We start from the raw sequence: 17,731 nt of genomic DNA, 5'->3' as shown, positions 1-17,731 counted from the left end.
TTTCCTTATAAGGGTCTTTTTCACATAGTTTTTATTCTACTCGCAAGCGCCGTATTCCTTCCGTCTTGCATCTCGGAGAAAGACAATCTGGGTGCTTCAAGGCGTTATCTTGGCATGGAGAGTTCCATATCGCTGTTCTAACCCGGAATGTTCGCATCCGGTTGCTCTTTACCGTTTGGCTGAAGCCGGCGTTTCGCCCAAGAACTTAAGCCCCGTCTCCGGTATGTTGGTTATTCCGTCGCAAAAAAAATAGCCCCCGGTCAGGGAGCTTCATCACGATCAATTTAGGGTATGATAGAACGTCATTATTTAAGTTATGCCCCCAAGCCGGTTTTTGAAAGTGCTGAGCACAGTCGCCAGAAGCGGAACATTCCGCGTCGTAATCGATCGGACGCCAAGCTCGATCATCCGTCTCATCTCCTGCTCCTCGTTCACGGTCCATACATAAATCGGCAGCCCGTGCGAAGACGCAAGCTCCATCAGCTCCGGCCGGCAAAAGCCGTAGTGAATGTTGATGCCGATACACGATGCGGCGAGCGCGTCCTCGCAGGTTTTCCGGATGGCGTCCGGATAATCGGCTTGTTGGAACAGCTCGCCGGTCGCGTTCAGCAGCTTGTTGAACTCGGGGTGGTTCTCCTGCAGGTATAACGCTCTCTCTGTTTCCGCACCCGATAAAAACACCTGGTCCAGCATTCCCGCCTGATGAACAAGTTCCGCCATCGGCCCTATGCAGGCATCATCTTTCAGATCCAGGTTGACCCGCTTTCCGCTTTCCTTCACGATAGGCAAAATGTCGGCCAGGCTCACCAGCGGATGGAAACCGCCGCCGTGCCGTTCGTAAATGCGGTCGTTTTTGAGCTCTTCGTAAGTGAGCTCGGAGAGCAAGCAAGCTCCGCGTGCTTCGAGCACGATCTTGTTATCGTGCAGCAGCACAGGAACGAGGTCCTTGGTCGCGCCGACGTCCACCTCGACGATGTCGGCTCCCGCCGCAAGTCCGGCGCGGAGCGATTCGAGCGAATTATCCGGCGTATTCATACAGCCGGTATGCGCGGTTATCCATGGCAATGTCATGTCCGGTCTCCCTTTTCCGATATTCGGGCCGATCCGCTTACGCCTTGCCGGCGCAGCCGAACAGGCCGATTTTCGCTTTCACGGACGCTTTCACCGCATCGCGGCCGGGTCCCAAATAGTGGCGCACATCGTACATCTCCGGTTTTTCGGCCATCAGCCTGCGAATCGTTGCAGTCATCGCCATCTGGTTGTCGGTGTTGACGTTGATTTTGCAGGTGCCGAGCGAAATCGCCTGCTTGATCTCGTCGTCCGGCAGTCCGCTGCCGCCATGCAGAACGAGCGGCACACCGGTCAGATCGCGGATTTTCTCCATATGCGCGAATCCGAGCTTCGGCTGGCCGCGGTACGGACCGTGCACGGAGCCGAGCGCCGGCGCCAGGCAATCGATGCCGGTTTCCTTCACCATGCGCGCGCATTCTTCGGGAATGGCGTACATCGCCTCCGCTTCGTCCACGACGATGTCGTCCTCGCGGCCGGTGATGCGTCCAAGCTCCGCCTCGACCGATACGCCAAGCACATGCGCGATGTCGGTGACGCGTTTCGTCAGCTCCATGTTTTCCTCCAGCGGATGATGGGATGCGTCCATCATAACGGAAGTAAAACCTGCATGAATCGCTTTGACGCAAACGTCGAACGACGAGCCGTGATCCAGATGAAGCGCCACAGGCACCGTGATTTCGTAATAATCGATCAGCGATTTAACCATTCCCGCGATGCAGGGCAGTCCGCCCATGTACGGGATGTATGCTTCGCTGACCCCGAGGATGACAGGACTTTTCTCTTCCTGCGCCGCTTGCAGGATAGCCTGTGTAAATTCGAGATTGTTCAAGTTGAATTGCCCGACGGCATAACCGCCTTGTAATGCTTGAAGCAGCATTTCTTTCATCGATACGAGTGCCAAAACGTTCGTCCTCCCTCGTGCGGATTGAAATCTCGGCATTAAAAGCGAGCCAAGGGTTAAGCGCTTAACCTCACCAATTTATAATACCGCTAATAGAAGGAAGCTTCAACACTATTTTTTATTAGGATATGGTAAACGAGTTCAGGCGGACAAAAGTCCGCCTGTCAACCCGCTCTATGTACGGCGGCAACCTCCTCGCTCTCGTTGGAACTCCAGCGTTACCCCAGATTAAAAGCCGATACGGATTTGTTCAAATGGTTCGCCAGACCGACAAGCGTCTGGGTGGAAGCGGCCGCTTCCTGAGCGGCTGCCGCCGACTCTTCGTTGCTGGCGGCTATCGTTTCGACAGTAATAAGGATTTCCGTCGACTGTGCAGATTGCTGTTCAACCGCAGCCGCGATTTCCGTCATTCTGGAGGCAACCTCGCTCACCATCGAAAGAATTCCGCTGAATGCCTCGCCGCTTTTTTGCGAATTTGCATAAGATTCATTCGCCACTGCCGCACTCTTTTTCATGCTTTCCTGCATCATTTTAATGATTTGCGTGATTTCCTTCGTCGCTTCGCCGCTTCGTTCGGCAAGCTTCCTCACTTCGTCGGCGACGACCGCGAAGCCTCGTCCCTGATCTCCTGCTCGCGCCGCTTCGATTGCCGCATTAAGCGCAAGCAGATTGGTCTGATCCGCTATATCGTCGATAACTTCAATGATTTTACCGACAGTGTCCGAATGTTGAACGATTTCGGAGAGCTGTTGGTTGAGTTGGCTCATGGCGTCCATGGAAGAAGTAACGATCTGGTTCCCGTCCGAAGACAATTTTGCAGTCTTATCCGACAGCTCGGAAGCGGATTCGGTATTTCTCGCAACCGAGTTCATACCTGCGGACAATTCCTTAAACAACTCCGTCAAGTTTTGGGATGCCATTGCTTGGCTTTGGCTCCCCCCGGCGATTTCTTCCGTCGATGCGGATATTTGATGGGAGGCCGCCGCCAACTGCTGCGCAGAATCGAATATTTGCCGCATGAACAGCTGGTAGTTGCCCAGCATCGTATTAAACGAGCGGCTGAGCTGCCCGATTTCGTCTTGTCCCGCTTCGGGCAAGCGAGCGGTCAAGTCGCCTTTGTTGCCCGACAGCTCTTCCAGCTTAACCGCCACTTGCTTCAGCGGTTTAAGTCTGCGCGCGAGCAAAATGACGGAGCAGATCATGGACGCCGCAACGATAACAATGATGATAATCACGGCGTAAAGGTAAAAAAACATGTTATCTTCGGCCGCTTCGGTTTCATTCTGAGCGCGGGTGTTCATTTTATCCTGGAACTTTTTGATCGGCTCCATAATGATCGCCTTATTCGCTTCGTACCGGTCATCGAACATCAGCTTGCGGGCGGTATTAAAATCTCCTTGTTCAACCGCCTTCATGGCGGCGTCTTCCGTTTTGACCAATGCGTCGGATTTGTTTTTGGCTTCCTGAATGAGATCGAGCTCGTCTTGCGGGGCATTCAGCTCTTTGAGCCTGGCAACGACTCTGTCCCTCGTTTTTGTATCGTTGACCTCGCGCCAATAATTGTTGAAGTGGGCTTTGTCGCCGAATTGTACGTATTGTCTCGCTTCGTTGGTTAAATAATCCGATGCGTCCGCCAAATCGATGCCGAGCTTCTTGAATTCGGCCTGGCGGTTTACCGCATCCCGGACCGAATAATAATTTGCCCGCAGAAGCATGACGGACACGAGCAGGCAAACGGACAAAAGTCCGAATGCAACTCCAATGTACTTCAGCAGAGTTGAGATTTTCATAGCGAAACACTCCCTCTTTTTCATGTTGTCGTTTAACGCCGCCCTATTTTATTCCACGAAACACAATAATACGACATAAAACGACAATTTATATATCGTATATTGTCGAATAATGGCATTTTGATTGTAACCGATTTAACGATTAAAAAAAAGCAGTCTTGCGCAAATTTTACAAATATAAATTTTAATAAAACAGCCCTGACGATTACCCGTTCCAATTTGGCATTTAATAGAAAAATATGCATTCCTGCGTTACAATGGCATTAATACTATCGCAAGGATCGGATCTCATAAAAATTTTCTCGTTTTTGATAGATCGGGATCTCGGTTGGCATCTATGAGGTTGGGATCGGAGGAATGACCATGAAGCTGATTGCAGCCCCGGAAGGGCACGCGGATCAAGAGGATACGATTGAAGAACCTGCGGAGGACGATTGCACTCTCGTCGCCAAAGCGCGCGAAGGGGATCATGCGGCATTTTACGAGCTGGTCAGGCGCCACCGGATCAAAGCTTGCAGCATCGCCCGTTCGCTCACGAGGGACGACCATCTGGCCGAAGATATCGTGCAGGAAGCCCTGGTCCGCGCTTTTCTTCATCTCGGCACCCTCGCGGACGGCAGCCGGTTTCTTCCGTGGTTTCACCGCATCGTGCGCACGCAGGCCTGGATGAAAATTCGCCGTGGCGGATTGTACCGCAAGGAGATGCCTTTAACCGGACTTCGCGCCAAAGCGGACGAACCCGGCTCGGGTTATTGGGACAGCGTGGACCGCGTCCTGTTCCATCTGCGTCAGCGTTCCGAACGGAGGTGCGCGCTGGCGGAGGACCTGTCCGAAGAACTGGTGCGCAAGGAGTTTCTCGATATGATCGGCGAACTGATCAAATGCCTGAACCGTAAAGAACGCGACATCTTCGAGGCACATTTTTTCAACGAGCTTTCGCCGAAGGAAATCGCGGAATGTTTTCAGACGACGCCGGCTTACGTGTATACCAGTCTTTCGAGGAGCAAGGTCAAACTGCAAAACGAGCGGATGCGCATCTTTGTCAGAGGTTACGTGCAGCAGCGCAGGGCGCTCGGACTTCCGGTCAAGAAAATTCTCGATCCCTCCATCATTCATTTTAAATAACGGCGAGGAGAAGATGAACATGCAGCCGATGTTGGTGCGCAAGGAACAAATGGTGATCGGAGGTCTTAAGAGGCCGGTCAATTTGCAGGAAAACAGAGAGTTCGGGCTGATCCGGGATTTGTACGGTAAATGGGAATCGCGAAGAAATGAAGTGAAGCAGGCCGCCAGCAGGCGGACGTTCGGGGTCGAGATCTATCCTGCAGGCAAAAAGGATTTCAATCCCGAGACCGATCATTTCGATTATTTGGCCGGAGTCGATCTGGCCGAAGGGGCGGAGCTGCCCGAAGGAATGCAGTCGTATGTCGCCGAAGCGGGAACGTATGCGGTGTTTACGCATCGAGGAAAAATGGACGATATAAGCGAATTTTTCGGTAAAATATATAAGGAATGGTTTCCCAAATCGATGTACGCCCCCGGCTGTTACGACATGGAGGTTTATGACGAGAGGTTCCTGGGGCCGGCTCATGAGGATTCCGTCATGGAAGTGTGGGTGCCGGTTACGTACAAAAAGCCGCCTCACTGCGGCATGTATCAAAATACGTGGACGACGGCGGCGCAGGCGCTCCGGGAAGCGATCAAATTTTCGGAAAAACGCGAGCTGTCGCTGAACGATGTGATGGGTTATACCGGACACGCGTTCCGGATCAATATTCGCGAGGACAACGTCGATGTTGCGGGCCCGACGGCTTGGGACTGGGGCCCGGTTCTTTCGGAAGGGCTGCTCAATTTGGGCATACGCTCTTCGTATTTGGGAGAGCCGAATTTTACGCCTCCGACGCCGGAGCTGCTGGAAAAAGCAATTTCCAAGGTGCAGACCAGCCTGGATCGGGGAATTCCCGCGTTTGCCTGGGATTTGTTTGTCCCTGAATTCGGTGTTATTTTCGGATATGACGATGAAAAGGCGGAATTTCACGCCAAGGATGTCAGCAAGGAAGGCACGATCCCCTATCAGAAGCTGGGACGCGGACAAGTCGGGGAGCTGTTCGTATTGACGTTGGATGAGTTTTTTGAAGTTGATAAACAAACGACGCTGACCGGCGCCTTGAAGATGATAACGGAGCATGCCCGCGTCCGCTACCACCGCCATCCCGAGCCGCCGTACCAAAACGGGATCGCCGGTTATGACGCATGGATTGAAGCATTCCGCCGTGGTACCGTCGATATGTTCGGCAACTCCTACAACGCAGCTCTTGTCTGTGATGCGCGGGCGCACGCCGTCAAATTTTTGCGCGATTTGCCGCTTAAGTGGAACGGCGATTTGCCGGAGGAACGGGAAATATCGCGGCTTGCCGGGGTCGCTGCGGAGCATTACCAGGCCGTGTTTGACGAGCTGGTCAAGCTGCCGCCGCTGTACCCGTTCCCGCAGGGCGGCAATCCGAACATACCGGCCAACGCCGAGTATACGATCTCTGTGCTCGAGCGGGCCAAGGCGGCCGAGGAGCGCGGCGTCGAAGCTTTGGAGAAGATGCTCGGCGTCCTGCAGGGCGCTTGACAATATCCGCGGAGCCCGGCCGTCTGCTCGTCAGATGGTAACTTTCTCCCTCATAGTGCGGAGCCCTTGAAGGGCTCCTTTTTCGCGCTAAAATGGAGCTTCCGAACGGAACATCCGCTCATTGCAGCTTCTGCCGTACGAAGTGTCGGTGTACCGTGTGCTTTATCCGTTCAGACAAAAGGCTCCGATTGCAAGCGCGCCTACGATGCCCCACACGGCGTTTATGTTCAGATATTGCACGCTGATAAAATACACACATGCGATGGCAAACGGCAGGAACGACATTTTCCCGGCTTGCGGCGCCGTCTGAAAGGCGTATTTGGCAAAGTCGAACGCCAGCATCGCCATCATGACGAAGATAACCGGCTGCACGCCGCGCACCATGCCTTTGACATAGCTGTTGCCGTTCAGCTTGCTCATGATGCCGACGAGCGCAATCATGACGAGCGCCGTCGGCATGACAACGGCGCTGACCGCCACCGCCGCTCCAAGCCAGCCCGCCACGCGGTAGCCGATGAACGCGGACAGCTTCGTGGCAATCGGCCCCGGAAGCGTATTGCCGAGCGCCAGCGCTTGACCGAACTCCTCCGTCGTCAGCCAGCCGTACGTCTTGACCGCCTCGTTCTCGTAAAGCGGAATGATACTCGGCCCGCCGCCGAATCCAAGCATTGTCGCGCGGAAAAATCCGATGAATAACTGCCAAAGCTGCATGATCATGTGGTATGCCTTCCTTTTTCGCATAATGTGGGCTTCGGTTGCCGGGAGGTACCAGTCGTTCGGGTGCGTCTTCCAATAGCGGACCGCCGGTTTGCGAAGCCTCCCCCCCGGGCTGCGATCGGCCTACCGGGGCAAACGGCCAACACTGCAGCACCGGACGTACAGCCTCTCTCAATGGGCGTCCATCCCGGCCGCAAGCTCCCCCGACGTCGTCGGCTCCGTCCCGCTCCTTGCCTTGACGAACTGCCGGACCGCGCGCTCGATACCGCCATAGCCGGTACAGCGGCAAAGGTTACCGCACAGCCCGGCCTCGAGCTCGCCTCTACTTGGGGACGGGTTTTCATCCAGCAGCGCCTTCAGCGTGACGATCATGCCCGGCGTGCAGTAGCCGCATTGAAATCCGCCTTCGGTCAAAAAAGCCTGCTGAATCGGGTGCAGCTCCTGCCCCGATATCCCTTCGACCGTCGTGATCCGTTTGCCCGAGCATTGGTAAGCCATGACCAGGCAGGCGTTCACCGGCTTGCCGTCCAGCAGCACCATGCAGGCGCCGCAGCGGCCGATGCCGCAAGAAAGCTTGGGACCGGTCAGCTCCAGCTTATCCCGGAGCAGGTCGATCAGCCGCAAAGACGGGGAAACGGACAGCACCGTCTCCACGCCGTTCACTTCGCTTTTCCAATAAATGAGTCCGGGCTGCGCCATTTTCATGATGCTTCCTCCCCTTCCCCCGCCAAAATTCGGGCAAAATGCCGCTGCAGCTTCTCCGGCGAAACGGGCAGTTTGGCGATTCTGACCCCGGTCGCGTCGTGAATGGCCGAAACGATCGCCGGGGCCAGCGCAACGCTGCCTACTTCCCCTACACCGCGCGGCCCGAACGAGTCGCCTTCGGGCAGCTCCTCGATCGCGTGCAGCTCAAACCGCTCGTGAATATCGCTTAACGTCGGAATGAGGTAAGTGTCCAAATTTTTCGTCACATATTGCCCGCCGTCCATCAGCGCATCTTCGGTCAGCGTAAATCCAAGCGCCATGACGCTGCCACCCTCGATTTGCCCGAGGTACCCCTGCGGGTTGATGACCGGCCCGGCGGCAACGGCATGGTACTGATCCAGCACCTTGACGCGCCCGGTCAGCAGGTTGACCATCACCTTCACACAAACGGCCGCGTAGGTGTATAAGTAATGCGCGCCCATAATCGCATCCGGAGTCGTCGGGTAGTGGAACTCCGTGTGCGTGGACAGAGGCTCTCCGCAGGCGGCGGCAACTTCTTTGTATGTGACGAGCGGACCCTCGCCGCCTTTCTCATACACGCCGCCGGGGCCGGTTTCCAGCCGTTCCGCAGGCAGGCCGGTCAGCTCGGAGGCTTTGCCCAGCAGCCGGCTTTTAAACGGCCCTTTCATTCGCTGCAGTGCCATCCACATCATGCTGGTCGCGCGCGAAGCGGTGCTCGATCCGCTATGTGGCACCCGGTCCGTGTCGCCGATGACGATTTCCAAATCACCCGCCGCACAGCAAAACAAATCTTTCAGCATCAGCTCCAGCGAAGCCAAAAGCCCCTGCCCGAACTCTTCGTAGCCGAAGGCGGCCTGAATTTTCCCGTCCGCGGTCAGACGCAGCGTGCCGCCGGCCGGGTCGGGAATGCCGAAGCCGAGTCCGGCTCCGTGCATCGTGATCGCCGCGCCCGTTCCGATGCGAAGCCATGGTTCCTCGGGCCGGCCGCTGCGGTCATGTCTATTGCTCCACAGCGCGCACTCCGCGACGGAAGCCCATACTTGCCGGGCGCCGTCCGTCTGCACGATCCGCTGTGCGAACGGGCCGGGATCGCCCATCCCGCGCAAATTGATGTGGCGCAGCTGCCACGGGTCTATTCCCGCCGCTTCCGCAAGACGGTCCATTTGGCCTTCCATCGCAAAAACGACCTGGTTGCCGCCGAAGCCGCGAAACTCCCCGGAAACGCCGTTATTCGTATAAACCGATATGCCTTCGATGTCGACATGACCGATCCGGTATGGCCCGGACGCATGTTCCGTCGCGAAGTTGAGCACAGGTGCCCCAAGCGTTGCATAAGCTCCGGTATCCGCCGTAATCCGGACCTGATGGGCGATGATGCGCCCTTCGCCGTCGATGCCGGTTTTCATCCGGATTTTCATCGGATGCCGCTTGATGCCGGCACGCACCGACTCCTTGCGGGTGTTGTGCATTTTCACCGGCTTCCCGGATTTCAAAGCCAGCAGCGCGCCATACGGCTGCACGTTCAGCTCGTCTTTGCCCCCGAAGGAACCGCCGATCGGACTGGACACGACGCGAATGCAAGCCTCCGGCATACCGAGAATGCGGGACAGCTGCATCCGGTCCTTGAAGCCGTGCTGCGTCGCCGAGTATATCGTCAGCCGTCCGTGCGGTTCGGGAACGAACAGCCCGCCCTCCGTTTCGAGGTACGTGTGCATTTGACGCGGCGTTTCGTAAGTCCCTTCGACCACATAAGCGCAGCGGGAAAAAGCCTCCTCCGCATCGCCCCGCTTGTAATTCGTACGGTGCAGCACATTGCCGGCGGGATGCAGCTTCGGCGCTGCCGGATCAAGTCCGGCTTCGGGGCTGTCGATGACGGGCAGCGGCTCGTAATCGACCTCGATCAAGCCAAGCGCATACTCGGCGAGCTCCTCCGTTTCCGCAGCGACCGCCGCGACGGCATCACCGACATAACGCACGCGGTCCTCGCACAGCGCCGGCTGATCGGGAAACGCGATGCCGAACCGGTTCATGCCCGGCACATCCTCATGGGTGATCACCGCGTGCACGCCGGGAAGCCGGCTCGCTTTTTCCGTGCGGATGGACAGTATCCATGCGTGCGGATGCGGACTGCGCAGAACCTTGCCATGTAACATGCCGGGAAGACGCATATCGGTCAAATATTTGAGCTCGCCCGTCACTTTGCCCACGCCGTCCGGACGGACGTGCCAACGGTCGTCGCTTGCCGATTTACTCAGCCTCATAACGACTCCCCCTTCCGGCCCGCTTCGCGCATCAGCTGCCAAAGCCAGGCCGCCAAGGCGCCAGCCGCCGTCGTTTTGCGATAAGATTCGGTTGCCAATGCATCGGTATAAGTGACCAACTCCTCGCGGACCGCCTCATAAGCCCGGGTCATCAGCCCCCCCTCCGGGGCGCGGCCCTCGAGCAGCGACTCCGTCTGCCGCAGCCTCATTGCCGTGCCGGAACCGCCTCCCGCGGCAATGCGCAGCCGCTGCAGCTTGCCGTCGGCCCCAAGCCGGCCGCAAGCCGCAACGGTAACGAGCGACGGCGTAAACGATTCGCGACGACCCACTTTCTGATAAAAATAAACCGCCCTCCCGCCCACAAATGCAGACGCGGATTCCGCGGCGTTGGAACATCCCGTCGGTTCCTTCAGCCTGATCCCGACAAGCAGCGCATTCTCCCCTTGCCCTTCCGGCTGCTGCGAAGCCGGATCGCTTCGGCTGCCTGCGAATCCAGGCACGCCTTGCAGAAAATCCTCCAACGGGAAAATCACCCTGAGGCCGGCCTCGTACAGCTCCAGCATCGCTTCGGCTGCAAGCAGCGCCGGAATCGCGTCGCCTACGCGGGAGAAGACGTTGCCGCCGAGCGTCGCGATGCTGCGGATCGAAGGGGCGGCTATTTGCGCGGTCGCTTCGGCGAGCAAGCCGCATCTCTCCTGCAGCAGCGGATGCTTCACGCATTCGCCCAGCGTCACCGCCGCACCGATGCGCAGCCCGCCTTCCTCCAGGTTTACTCCGCGCAGCTCCGGCAATCCGGCCAAGCTGATCATATGTTTCGGCATCGGCGCAAGGCCCGACTCCCACTGGGTTCGCAGCAAGGTCGAGCCGGAAACGTAAATGCTTTCTTTACCCAGCGAGCGCTTCAGCCGCCACGCCTCGTCGAGCGACTCCGGCTCCCACACCAGGGGAGACGGCACAAAGTCGTATTTTCCGATAGCCATCGTCATCTCCACCTCTCATGATCATGTTGGTTAGCGCCTTAAAAACCCGCCAAAGCGATTCACGCCCAGGCCGACGCTTCGGGACGGGCGAAGTTTTAAGCAGCGGTACGCCGTCCGGCGCGTTCAAGTGCATGTTGTTTTATGTTTTCACTATACACACGGCGGAATATTAACGTCAACTAATATGACATAAAATCGTTTCTAGCGATGAAGTATCATCTGTTTTTTTGTGCCGCATGCATAAACCAGATCTCGTGCGTCATATATAGTGACATGATGTTCTACGAAATTTTTTTCTAAAAATTCATATTGCTTTCCCGCGACGATCGATTTATAATTACGACTAACTTGATACGAAAGCGAAATTCGATGAAGAGAAAGAGTAAGTTATCCGGCTGATCCGCAGAGAGTTGGGGCAGGTGCGAGCCAACGTTCAGACGATAACCGAACGCCGTCTCCGAGAAGCAGGCTGAAACCGAAGTAAGTGCTGCCGCATTTCCAGCGTTAACGGGAACACGCATTGATGGATGCGTGAACGGAGTGTCACTTCGCATCGGAGTGAAACTAGGGTGGTAACACGGGTATAAACTCGTCCCTTGATGGGGCGGGTTTTTTTGTTTTTCCAAAAAAAAGGAGGAGATTTTAAATGACTTATTCATCCATCGGGGATTTATTGTCGCCGGCCGTGCGGGATATGCCGCCTTCGGGGATACGCAAGTTTTTCGATTATGCCAGCGGCATGAAAGACGTTATTTCGCTCGGCGTCGGGGAGCCGGATTTTGTGACGCCGAAGCATGTCAGGGACGCGTGTATCGCCGCCCTGGAAAAGGGACGGACCCAATACACGCCAAACGCCGGCCTGGTCGAGTTGAGGGAAGCGATCGCGGAGTATTTGTCGGCAAGCTTTCAGCTCTCGTACGAACCGGAGAACGAAGTGATGGTCACGGTGGGCAGCAGCGAAGCGATCGACCTCGCCTTGCGCGCTTTGATCACAAGCGGAGACGAGATTCTCGTACCGGCCCCCTGCTATATTTCATATTCGCCTATTACATTCTTGAGCGGAGGCACCCCCGTGGCCGTGGAAACATTTGCCGAAAACGGGTTCAAACTGACCGCCGAAGCGCTGCAGGCGAAGCTGACTCCCCGCTCCAAGGTGCTCGTGCTTTGCTACCCGAGCAACCCGACGGGAGCCGTCATGACGCGGGAGGATTGGCTGCCGATCGCCAGATTGGTCGAGAAGCATAACCTCGTTGTCATCGCGGATGAAATATATGCCGAGCTCACCTACGGCAGTAAACACGTAAGTTTCGCTTCTCTGCCGGGAATGAAAGACCGCACGCTTCTCGTCAGCGGCTTTTCCAAAGCGTTTGCGATGACCGGCTGGCGGGTCGGATACGTCTGCGGTCACCGGGAGCTCATTGCCGCCATGCTGAAGATCCACCAATATACGGTCATGTGCGCGCCGATTCTGGCCCAGCTCGCCGCGATAGAATCGCTCCGCAACGGCCTTGAGGAGAAGGATCGCATGATCGAAGCCTACGACGGACGCCGCAGGTCGTTCGTAGAAGGGCTCCGGCAGATCGGACTGTCCTGCCACGAGCCGCTCGGATCGTTTTATGCATTCCCTTCGATTGCTCATACGGGCTTAACCTCGGAGCTATTTGCACAAACCCTGCTTCAGGAAACGAAGGTCGCGACGGTGCCGGGCCATGTGTTCGGCCCGGGCGGAGAAGGCCATATCCGGTGCAGCTACGCAACCTCGCAAAGCCAGCTCGACGAAGCGCTGGAGCGGATGCATACTTTTTTGAAGAAAAATGCCGCGAAAGCCGCGGAGCCGCATCTTCCGAAAGTATGATTTTCCCGGGAGGGCGCGGCCTTCCGACGCAGCAGTTCCACGAGGCGCAGGTATGCACCCGGCGTTTCGCGCCGCTCACCCGTTTCGGGACCATAAGGCAAGGAACGTTTCCCAATCGGCCGGCGTATCCACGTCGGTAAAATCGGAAGCGGACCGCGGCACACAGATTCCTCGATACTTCGGCGAAGCAAGCAGCCGCCTCGCCCCGGCATCCCCCTCCAGCCGCTGCAATTCGTCCAGCAGCCGTGCGGAAAACAGTACCGGAGGCATCGGTTTGCCCTCTCGGGAGGAAGCGACGAAATCGAGTCCGGGATCTTCGGCGAACGCCGCTATGAGCGCGTCTATCCATGCGGCGGTGACAAGAGGCTGGTCGGCGAGCATGATCAGCACCGCATTCACCCCTCGCTCGCGTGCGACCTCAACCCCGGCACGAATCGAGTAGGCCATACCTTCGGCCGCCCGGATGCTAACCGTCCGCCGAAGTCTGCCGCTCGCCTCCTGCGGGCCATCCGGCCGGTCCGGGCAGGAAGCTTCGCTCCGCCGCTGAAGGTTCACAGTAAGCTCGGGCGGTTCATCATCGCCCGCTTCCGCCCGATGATGCCTGTCACCCCCCGGCGAGCCCGGCCACCAGTCGAGCCGCTGCCCCGGACGCGTGACCGCGACAATGCCGGCCAATCGCGAAAGCAGCGCTTCCGCGAGCGCCAACGTGCCGAGCCGCCGCCCGTCCGGCAGCTCCAGCGACAGCTTGGCGGTGCCCATCCGGCTGCTTTGCCCGGCGGCCAAGTAGATGCCGATGACGTTCATACCGCATCCTCCCACGAGCCGACGTTATTTTGCACTCTTTTGCAGCGGATCAGCTGCGCGACGATGCTGACGGCAATTTCCTCGGGGCCGACAGCGCCGATCGGCAGCCCTACCGGATAATGAAACGAGGCCGGAACGTGCAGCTGGTGCAGCAGCCGGCCTATCCTCACGCTCGAGCCCATGATTCCCACATAGCGGAGCGGACGAACCGCGAGCAGCTCCAGCAGCTCGCGGTCCCTCTCCATCTGATGGCTCATGACGACCGCGTAGTCGCGCGGCGCCAAATCCAGCGAAGCGATCAATGCCTCCGGGAACCCTACCGCCAGCTCCGCTTTGGGAAAACGCTGCGGCGTGCAAAGCCCGCTGCGCCAATCGGCCACCACCACTTTGAAACCGGTACGGACAGCAAGCTCCGCAAGGCTGCGGGAATCGTCGCCGGCGCCGAAAATGATCAGCCGGTCCTTCGGCACGTAGGTTTGATCGAAAACGCATGCTCCGTCGCTATCGGACATACTCGCTGCGGCCGCTTCTGCAACCCCGCCGGCCGGTACTTCCGTCAATTCGTAACGCATCCGGCGTCCTTCTCCGTTCAACCGGCGAACAAGCCGAACCGAACGGCCCTCAAGCAGCTCTCTTGCCGCACTCGTTAAACATTCGCGGAAATCGCCCGTCACCGGCTCCAGCAGCACATGGATTTCCCCGCCGCATCCGACGCTCGCGCCCCAAAACGGGTCGTCCTCCCCGCTCATGTCGTAGTGGACCAAAACCGTTTCGCCCGTACGCAAAACGCCGGCGACTCTTTCCGTCAAATCCGCCTCCAGGCAGCCGGGACTGATGCTCCCTGCCGTTTCCTCATTTTCATAAAGAAACATAAACGCTCCGGCCTTCCGGTAAGCATGACCTTTGACGTTAACGACGGTTGCCAAGACGCAAGGACGGGGATCCGTGAGCAAACGCGACAGAATTTCCACCTCATCCATGGGCATAACCTCCCGGGAACGCTCTACTCCTGATCAAGCATGCGTCGGAACAAAATCGCCAGCTTGAGCCGGAACAAATCGTTAAATTTTTTCAAGTCAACCTGCAGTAGCTCGCTCAGCTTTTCCATCCGGTATGTCGCCGTATTTCTGTGGATATACAGCCTTTTGGCTGTTTCCGCCATCTGGCCGTCGTTCTCGATAAACGTTTCCAGTGTACGAATCATTTCCTTGAAATATTCCGGGTCCTTTTCGAGCAGCGGGGCCAGCACCTGGCGGCAATAACTCTGCATCTTATCCTTCGGCACATGCCGGAACACGGAAGCCAGCTCCATCCCGTCAAAACGAACAACCCGTTCCGTCATGCCGAGCCCTTGCGCCAGTTGAACGGCCTCTAAGCATTCGCGGTGCGCCTCCTTCAGCAAATCGGGCCGAAATTTTACGCTGCTGATCGCGATCCTCGGACAAGGAACCCGGTCGTGCTGCAGCAGCGGACCCAGACACTTGGTCAGCATACCCTGGAGCGTCTCCGCATCCCCTGGCCCTTCGGCCGGGTAAATGGAAATCAAACCGTCTTCCAGCCATACGTGAAACCCGTCAAACAGTTTGAGTGCGGGATGATGCTGAAGTTCTTCCCAAATCCCCTTCATCCAATCGTTTTTTTCGTCATGGCGCAAAGAGGCCGGCATTTGCGTCAGAACGCAATGAAACCCCTTTTTCCACTGTCCGAGCTCCAAACGGTCGGCGTACTCGACAAGCGCTTCGATGGACAATTCGTTTTTCAAATAACGGGCCATCATAGCACCCAAATCCTGCCAAGCCGATTTCAGCATATACGGATTGTACTGGTACCCCATATGGTACGATATCATTTCCGCCGCCTGCAAAAAGAGCCCCTCCTCCACCTTCTCGACATAGATGTCCGGCGGAAAAAACAACACGTAACCGAGGCTCTCTTCCTTTTGCAGAAGCTGAACCCGGTAATGTCTCCTTCCTTCGATGAGCGCAGGGTGGAATTTATTTTTCCACGGCCAGCCCCGCAGAAGCTCCTCCGGCGAATAATCCGTTGCGTTATATATCAGATGCCCGCGGGAGCCGACAACCGCCATCGGGTAGCCGACGATATCCGAAACCGCGTCAAACAGCTGGCTAATGCGACCCGACTGGAGCGCAAACCTCATCAGCCGCTTCTGTTTGTCCAGCACCGACTGCAGCTCCAGTGTGTTTCGCTTGAACTCGGCCTGGAAAAGCCCATTCATCTGGTCGGAAAACGTAAACTGGTAAGGCAGCTCGATGAGCGGAAAACCGAGCCGGTCCGCTTCCTCCAGCATCGGCTCCGGGACCGCTTCCCAAAACCGCCCGAGCTTGATGCCAAGCCCGGCCGATCCCCGCCGGTCCAGCTTGCGCAGCAAATAAATCGCATCGTTCAAGCTGTCTTTAATAACGTAAGCGGTGGTAAACAGCATTTCGCCATCTTTTACCCAGTCGGAAATATCCGGGGCATCCATCACATTGACCGACTTGACGACGCGGGAAACGCCGGAACGTCCGGCAATCAGCTTCCCTTCGGAAAAAGGATAAATCGTAAGTGCCTGTTCGACGGAAAGATGCATGTTCGATCCCCTCCTGAATGCGTTTTGTCAGCTCAAAAAATGAGGTTCTCAACCCGTTTAGCGAAGAATTATGTTAGTTTATATAACATATTATTAAATATTTCCCGAAAGCACAACGAAAATCTTTGACAATCCGTCCTTTATGTAATTTTTATTGATATATACATAACATTAGAATAAAGTATTATAAAAATTCCATACAGAGGAGCGAGCGCTTATGGATAACAATCGGATAGATCGGCTTATACGCGAGCTGCCCAAGGTCGATCTTCATTTGCACCTGGACGGGAGCGTCCGGCCCGGAACGATCATGGATTTGGCGGATGAGCACGGCATCGAGCTGCCGGGTAAATGCGCCGAGGAACTGATTCCTTTTATGCAGGTAAACGAAACCTGCACAAGTCTTGGCGAATACTTGAGCAAATTCCATTTCACGACCCGATTTCTGCAAACGGCGGCGGCCTTGGAGCGAGTCGCCTACGAAATTGTGGAGCAAGCCGCGGGTCATAGCTGCAAATACGTAGAGGTACGTTTCGCCCCGCAGCTTCATCGGGAAAAAGGTCTGTCCGCGGAGGAAGCGATTCATGCCGTACTGCAGGGGCTGAAACGGGGAGAATTGCAATTCGGAGTCAAAGCGCGGGCGATCGCGATTTGCATGAGGAATCATTCCGAACGGGAAAACAGGGAGGTTATCGAAGCGGCGGCAAGCTTTATCGGAAAAGGACTCGTCGCGGCCGATCTGGCGGGCGACGAAGCTTCGTATCCGCCGGAGCGCTTTCGAGGCGTATTCGCCTTCTCCCAAAAGCGGGATATTCCCATAACGATTCATGCCGGAGAAGCAGCCGGCGCCGACAACATTTACGAAGCCGTAGAGAACCTCGGCGCCGCACGGATCGGCCATGGAGTCAGATTGAAGGAAAATCCGCGCATCCTGGAAATCGTTGCGGACCGCCGCATCCCTCTGGAAATGTGTCCGATCAGCAACATCCAAACAAAGGCGGTTCCCTCATGGGAAAGCTACCCGATACGCGACTATTTCGAACGCGGGCTGCATATTACCGTCAATACCGACAATCCGAGCGTGTCGGGTACGAATATTACGCAGGAGTACCGGGTGCTCGCGGAAAAATTCGGCTTCACCGTGCCGGAGCTGGCAAAGCTGGCGATGAACGGCCTGGAAGCCGCCTTTTTGGAAGAGCATGAGAAGAAGGCTTTGCGGAAGGAGTTTCGCCGGCGGCTCAGCGAGCTTGGGATCGTTTCTGCGGTATGAGGCCAGCGGATGCGCGATCCTATTGACCACGGCACCGTTTGGTGCCTATATCACTTTTTAGTCCCTTTGGAACAAAAAAGTGCCGTCTTCTCACGGAACGCACAAACGTGCATAATCACCTTACCAAACAAAAATAAGGAATGAAATCC

At 56.6% G+C, this 17,731-nt stretch carries 14 protein-coding genes and 1 other annotated feature; of the genes, 4 read left to right on the top strand and 10 right to left on the bottom strand.

All coding sequences use genetic code 11. From position 1 onward, the window contains the following. Positions 1-309: 309 nt before the first annotated feature. From MYS68_RS07050 to MYS68_RS07040, 3 genes are all read right to left on the bottom strand, one after another. The gene (locus tag MYS68_RS07050) at positions 310-1,071 is read right to left on the bottom strand and encodes a glycerophosphodiester phosphodiesterase (protein WP_248925154.1); all 762 of its coding nucleotides are present in this window, start codon (positions 1,069-1,071) and stop codon (positions 310-312) included. A gap of 37 nt (positions 1,072-1,108) precedes the next feature. Then, complete coding sequence (fba, locus tag MYS68_RS07045; protein WP_248925153.1) at positions 1,109-1,972, bottom strand: class II fructose-1,6-bisphosphate aldolase; 864 nt, start codon at positions 1,970-1,972, stop codon at positions 1,109-1,111. Positions 1,973-2,190: 218 nt separating this feature from the next. Beyond that, positions 2,191-3,762, bottom strand: coding sequence for a methyl-accepting chemotaxis protein (locus tag MYS68_RS07040; protein ID WP_248925152.1), 1,572 nt, complete (start codon positions 3,760-3,762; stop codon positions 2,191-2,193). A gap of 363 nt (positions 3,763-4,125) precedes the next feature. Here MYS68_RS07040 and MYS68_RS07035 point away from each other — a divergent pair, with 363 nt between their 5' ends. Continuing rightward, positions 4,126-4,887, top strand: coding sequence for an RNA polymerase sigma factor (locus tag MYS68_RS07035; RefSeq protein WP_248925151.1), 762 nt, complete (start codon positions 4,126-4,128; stop codon positions 4,885-4,887). 19 nt (positions 4,888-4,906) lie between these two features. Next, positions 4,907-6,379 (top strand): GyrI-like domain-containing protein, encoded by a 1,473-nt coding sequence (locus tag MYS68_RS07030; protein ID WP_248925150.1) that lies wholly within the window; start codon positions 4,907-4,909, stop codon positions 6,377-6,379. A 162-nt stretch (positions 6,380-6,541) separates the two neighbouring features. Here MYS68_RS07030 and MYS68_RS07025 read toward each other — a convergent pair whose 3' ends face one another. The 4 genes from MYS68_RS07025 to MYS68_RS07010 all read right to left on the bottom strand — a co-directional run bounded on the left by MYS68_RS07025 (position 6,542) and on the right by MYS68_RS07010 (position 11,063). Then, entirely contained in the window at positions 6,542-7,096 is a 555-nt protein-coding gene (locus tag MYS68_RS07025; RefSeq protein ID WP_248925149.1) for a chromate transporter, read from the bottom strand. Between the two features lie 171 nt (positions 7,097-7,267). Continuing rightward, entirely contained in the window at positions 7,268-7,795 is a 528-nt protein-coding gene (locus MYS68_RS07020; protein ID WP_248930836.1) for a (2Fe-2S)-binding protein, read from the bottom strand. Between the two features lie 2 nt (positions 7,796-7,797). Continuing rightward, positions 7,798-10,083: a xanthine dehydrogenase subunit D gene (gene pucD / locus MYS68_RS07015; protein WP_248925148.1), complete on the bottom strand. Its 2,286-nt coding sequence runs from the start codon at positions 10,081-10,083 to the stop codon at positions 7,798-7,800. Further along, positions 10,080-11,063, bottom strand: coding sequence for an FAD binding domain-containing protein (locus tag MYS68_RS07010; protein ID WP_248925147.1), 984 nt, complete (start codon positions 11,061-11,063; stop codon positions 10,080-10,082). Before MYS68_RS07010 ends, pucD begins: the two co-directional genes overlap by 4 nt. Before the next feature lie 360 nt (positions 11,064-11,423). Beyond that, positions 11,424-11,663, top strand: a binding site (T-box leader). Positions 11,664-11,709: 46 nt separating this feature from the next. On the opposite strand from MYS68_RS07010, the gene MYS68_RS07005 reads away from it, so the two are divergent. Further along, entirely contained in the window at positions 11,710-12,918 is a 1,209-nt protein-coding gene (locus MYS68_RS07005; protein ID WP_275983443.1) for an aminotransferase class I/II-fold pyridoxal phosphate-dependent enzyme, read from the top strand. Positions 12,919-12,993: 75 nt separating this feature from the next. On the opposite strand, the gene MYS68_RS07000 is transcribed toward MYS68_RS07005, so the two are convergent. Genes MYS68_RS07000 through MYS68_RS06990 form a run of 3 tightly spaced genes read right to left on the bottom strand, consistent with a single transcriptional unit; the run spans position 12,994 to position 16,312 of the window. Then, positions 12,994-13,722 carry a nucleotidyltransferase family protein gene (locus MYS68_RS07000; RefSeq protein WP_248925146.1) on the bottom strand — a complete coding sequence of 243 codons (729 nt, stop codon included), beginning with the start codon at positions 13,720-13,722 and terminating at the stop codon, positions 12,994-12,996. Beyond that, positions 13,719-14,702: an XdhC family protein gene (locus MYS68_RS06995; protein WP_248925145.1), complete on the bottom strand. Its 984-nt coding sequence runs from the start codon at positions 14,700-14,702 to the stop codon at positions 13,719-13,721. Before MYS68_RS06995 ends, MYS68_RS07000 begins: the two co-directional genes overlap by 4 nt. A gap of 23 nt (positions 14,703-14,725) precedes the next feature. Further along, positions 14,726-16,312 carry a PucR family transcriptional regulator gene (locus tag MYS68_RS06990; protein ID WP_248925144.1) on the bottom strand — a complete coding sequence of 529 codons (1,587 nt, stop codon included), beginning with the start codon at positions 16,310-16,312 and terminating at the stop codon, positions 14,726-14,728. 217 nt (positions 16,313-16,529) lie between these two features. Between MYS68_RS06990 and add the strand changes: the two genes are divergently transcribed. Beyond that, positions 16,530-17,582 carry an adenosine deaminase gene (gene add, locus MYS68_RS06985; protein ID WP_248925143.1) on the top strand — a complete coding sequence of 351 codons (1,053 nt, stop codon included), beginning with the start codon at positions 16,530-16,532 and terminating at the stop codon, positions 17,580-17,582. Positions 17,583-17,731: the final 149 nt, after the last annotated feature.

The sequence above is a fragment of the Paenibacillus hamazuiensis genome (assembly GCF_023276405.1).
In the GTDB taxonomy this organism is placed as follows: Bacteria; Bacillota; Bacilli; order Paenibacillales; family NBRC-103111; genus Paenibacillus_AF; species Paenibacillus_AF hamazuiensis.
Note: the sequence above shows the minus strand (reverse complement) of the source record. Positions and strands in the feature narration are given on the sequence as shown.

Bases quoted from the DNA above. Each gene is read 5' to 3' on its own strand.
- MYS68_RS07005 (WP_275983443.1), top strand. From the start codon at position 11,710: ATGACTTATTCATCCATCGGGGATTTATTGTCGCCGGCCGTGCGGGAT.
- MYS68_RS07010 (WP_248925147.1), bottom strand. From the start codon at position 11,063: ATGGCTATCGGAAAATACGACTTTGTGCCGTCTCCCCTGGTGTGGGAG.
- pucD (WP_248925148.1), bottom strand. From the start codon at position 10,083: ATGAGGCTGAGTAAATCGGCAAGCGACGACCGTTGGCACGTCCGTCCG.
- add (WP_248925143.1), top strand. From the start codon at position 16,530: ATGGATAACAATCGGATAGATCGGCTTATACGCGAGCTGCCCAAGGTC.
- MYS68_RS07030 (WP_248925150.1), top strand. From the start codon at position 4,907: ATGCAGCCGATGTTGGTGCGCAAGGAACAAATGGTGATCGGAGGTCTT.
- MYS68_RS07050 (WP_248925154.1), bottom strand. From the start codon at position 1,071: ATGACATTGCCATGGATAACCGCGCATACCGGCTGTATGAATACGCCG.
- MYS68_RS07035 (WP_248925151.1), top strand. From the start codon at position 4,126: ATGAAGCTGATTGCAGCCCCGGAAGGGCACGCGGATCAAGAGGATACG.
- MYS68_RS06995 (WP_248925145.1), bottom strand. From the start codon at position 14,702: ATGGATGAGGTGGAAATTCTGTCGCGTTTGCTCACGGATCCCCGTCCT.
- MYS68_RS06990 (WP_248925144.1), bottom strand. From the start codon at position 16,312: ATGCATCTTTCCGTCGAACAGGCACTTACGATTTATCCTTTTTCCGAA.
- MYS68_RS07040 (WP_248925152.1), bottom strand. From the start codon at position 3,762: ATGAAAATCTCAACTCTGCTGAAGTACATTGGAGTTGCATTCGGACTT.
- MYS68_RS07020 (WP_248930836.1), bottom strand. From the start codon at position 7,795: ATGGCGCAGCCCGGACTCATTTATTGGAAAAGCGAAGTGAACGGCGTG.
- MYS68_RS07025 (WP_248925149.1), bottom strand. From the start codon at position 7,096: ATGATCATGCAGCTTTGGCAGTTATTCATCGGATTTTTCCGCGCGACA.
- MYS68_RS07000 (WP_248925146.1), bottom strand. From the start codon at position 13,722: ATGAACGTCATCGGCATCTACTTGGCCGCCGGGCAAAGCAGCCGGATG.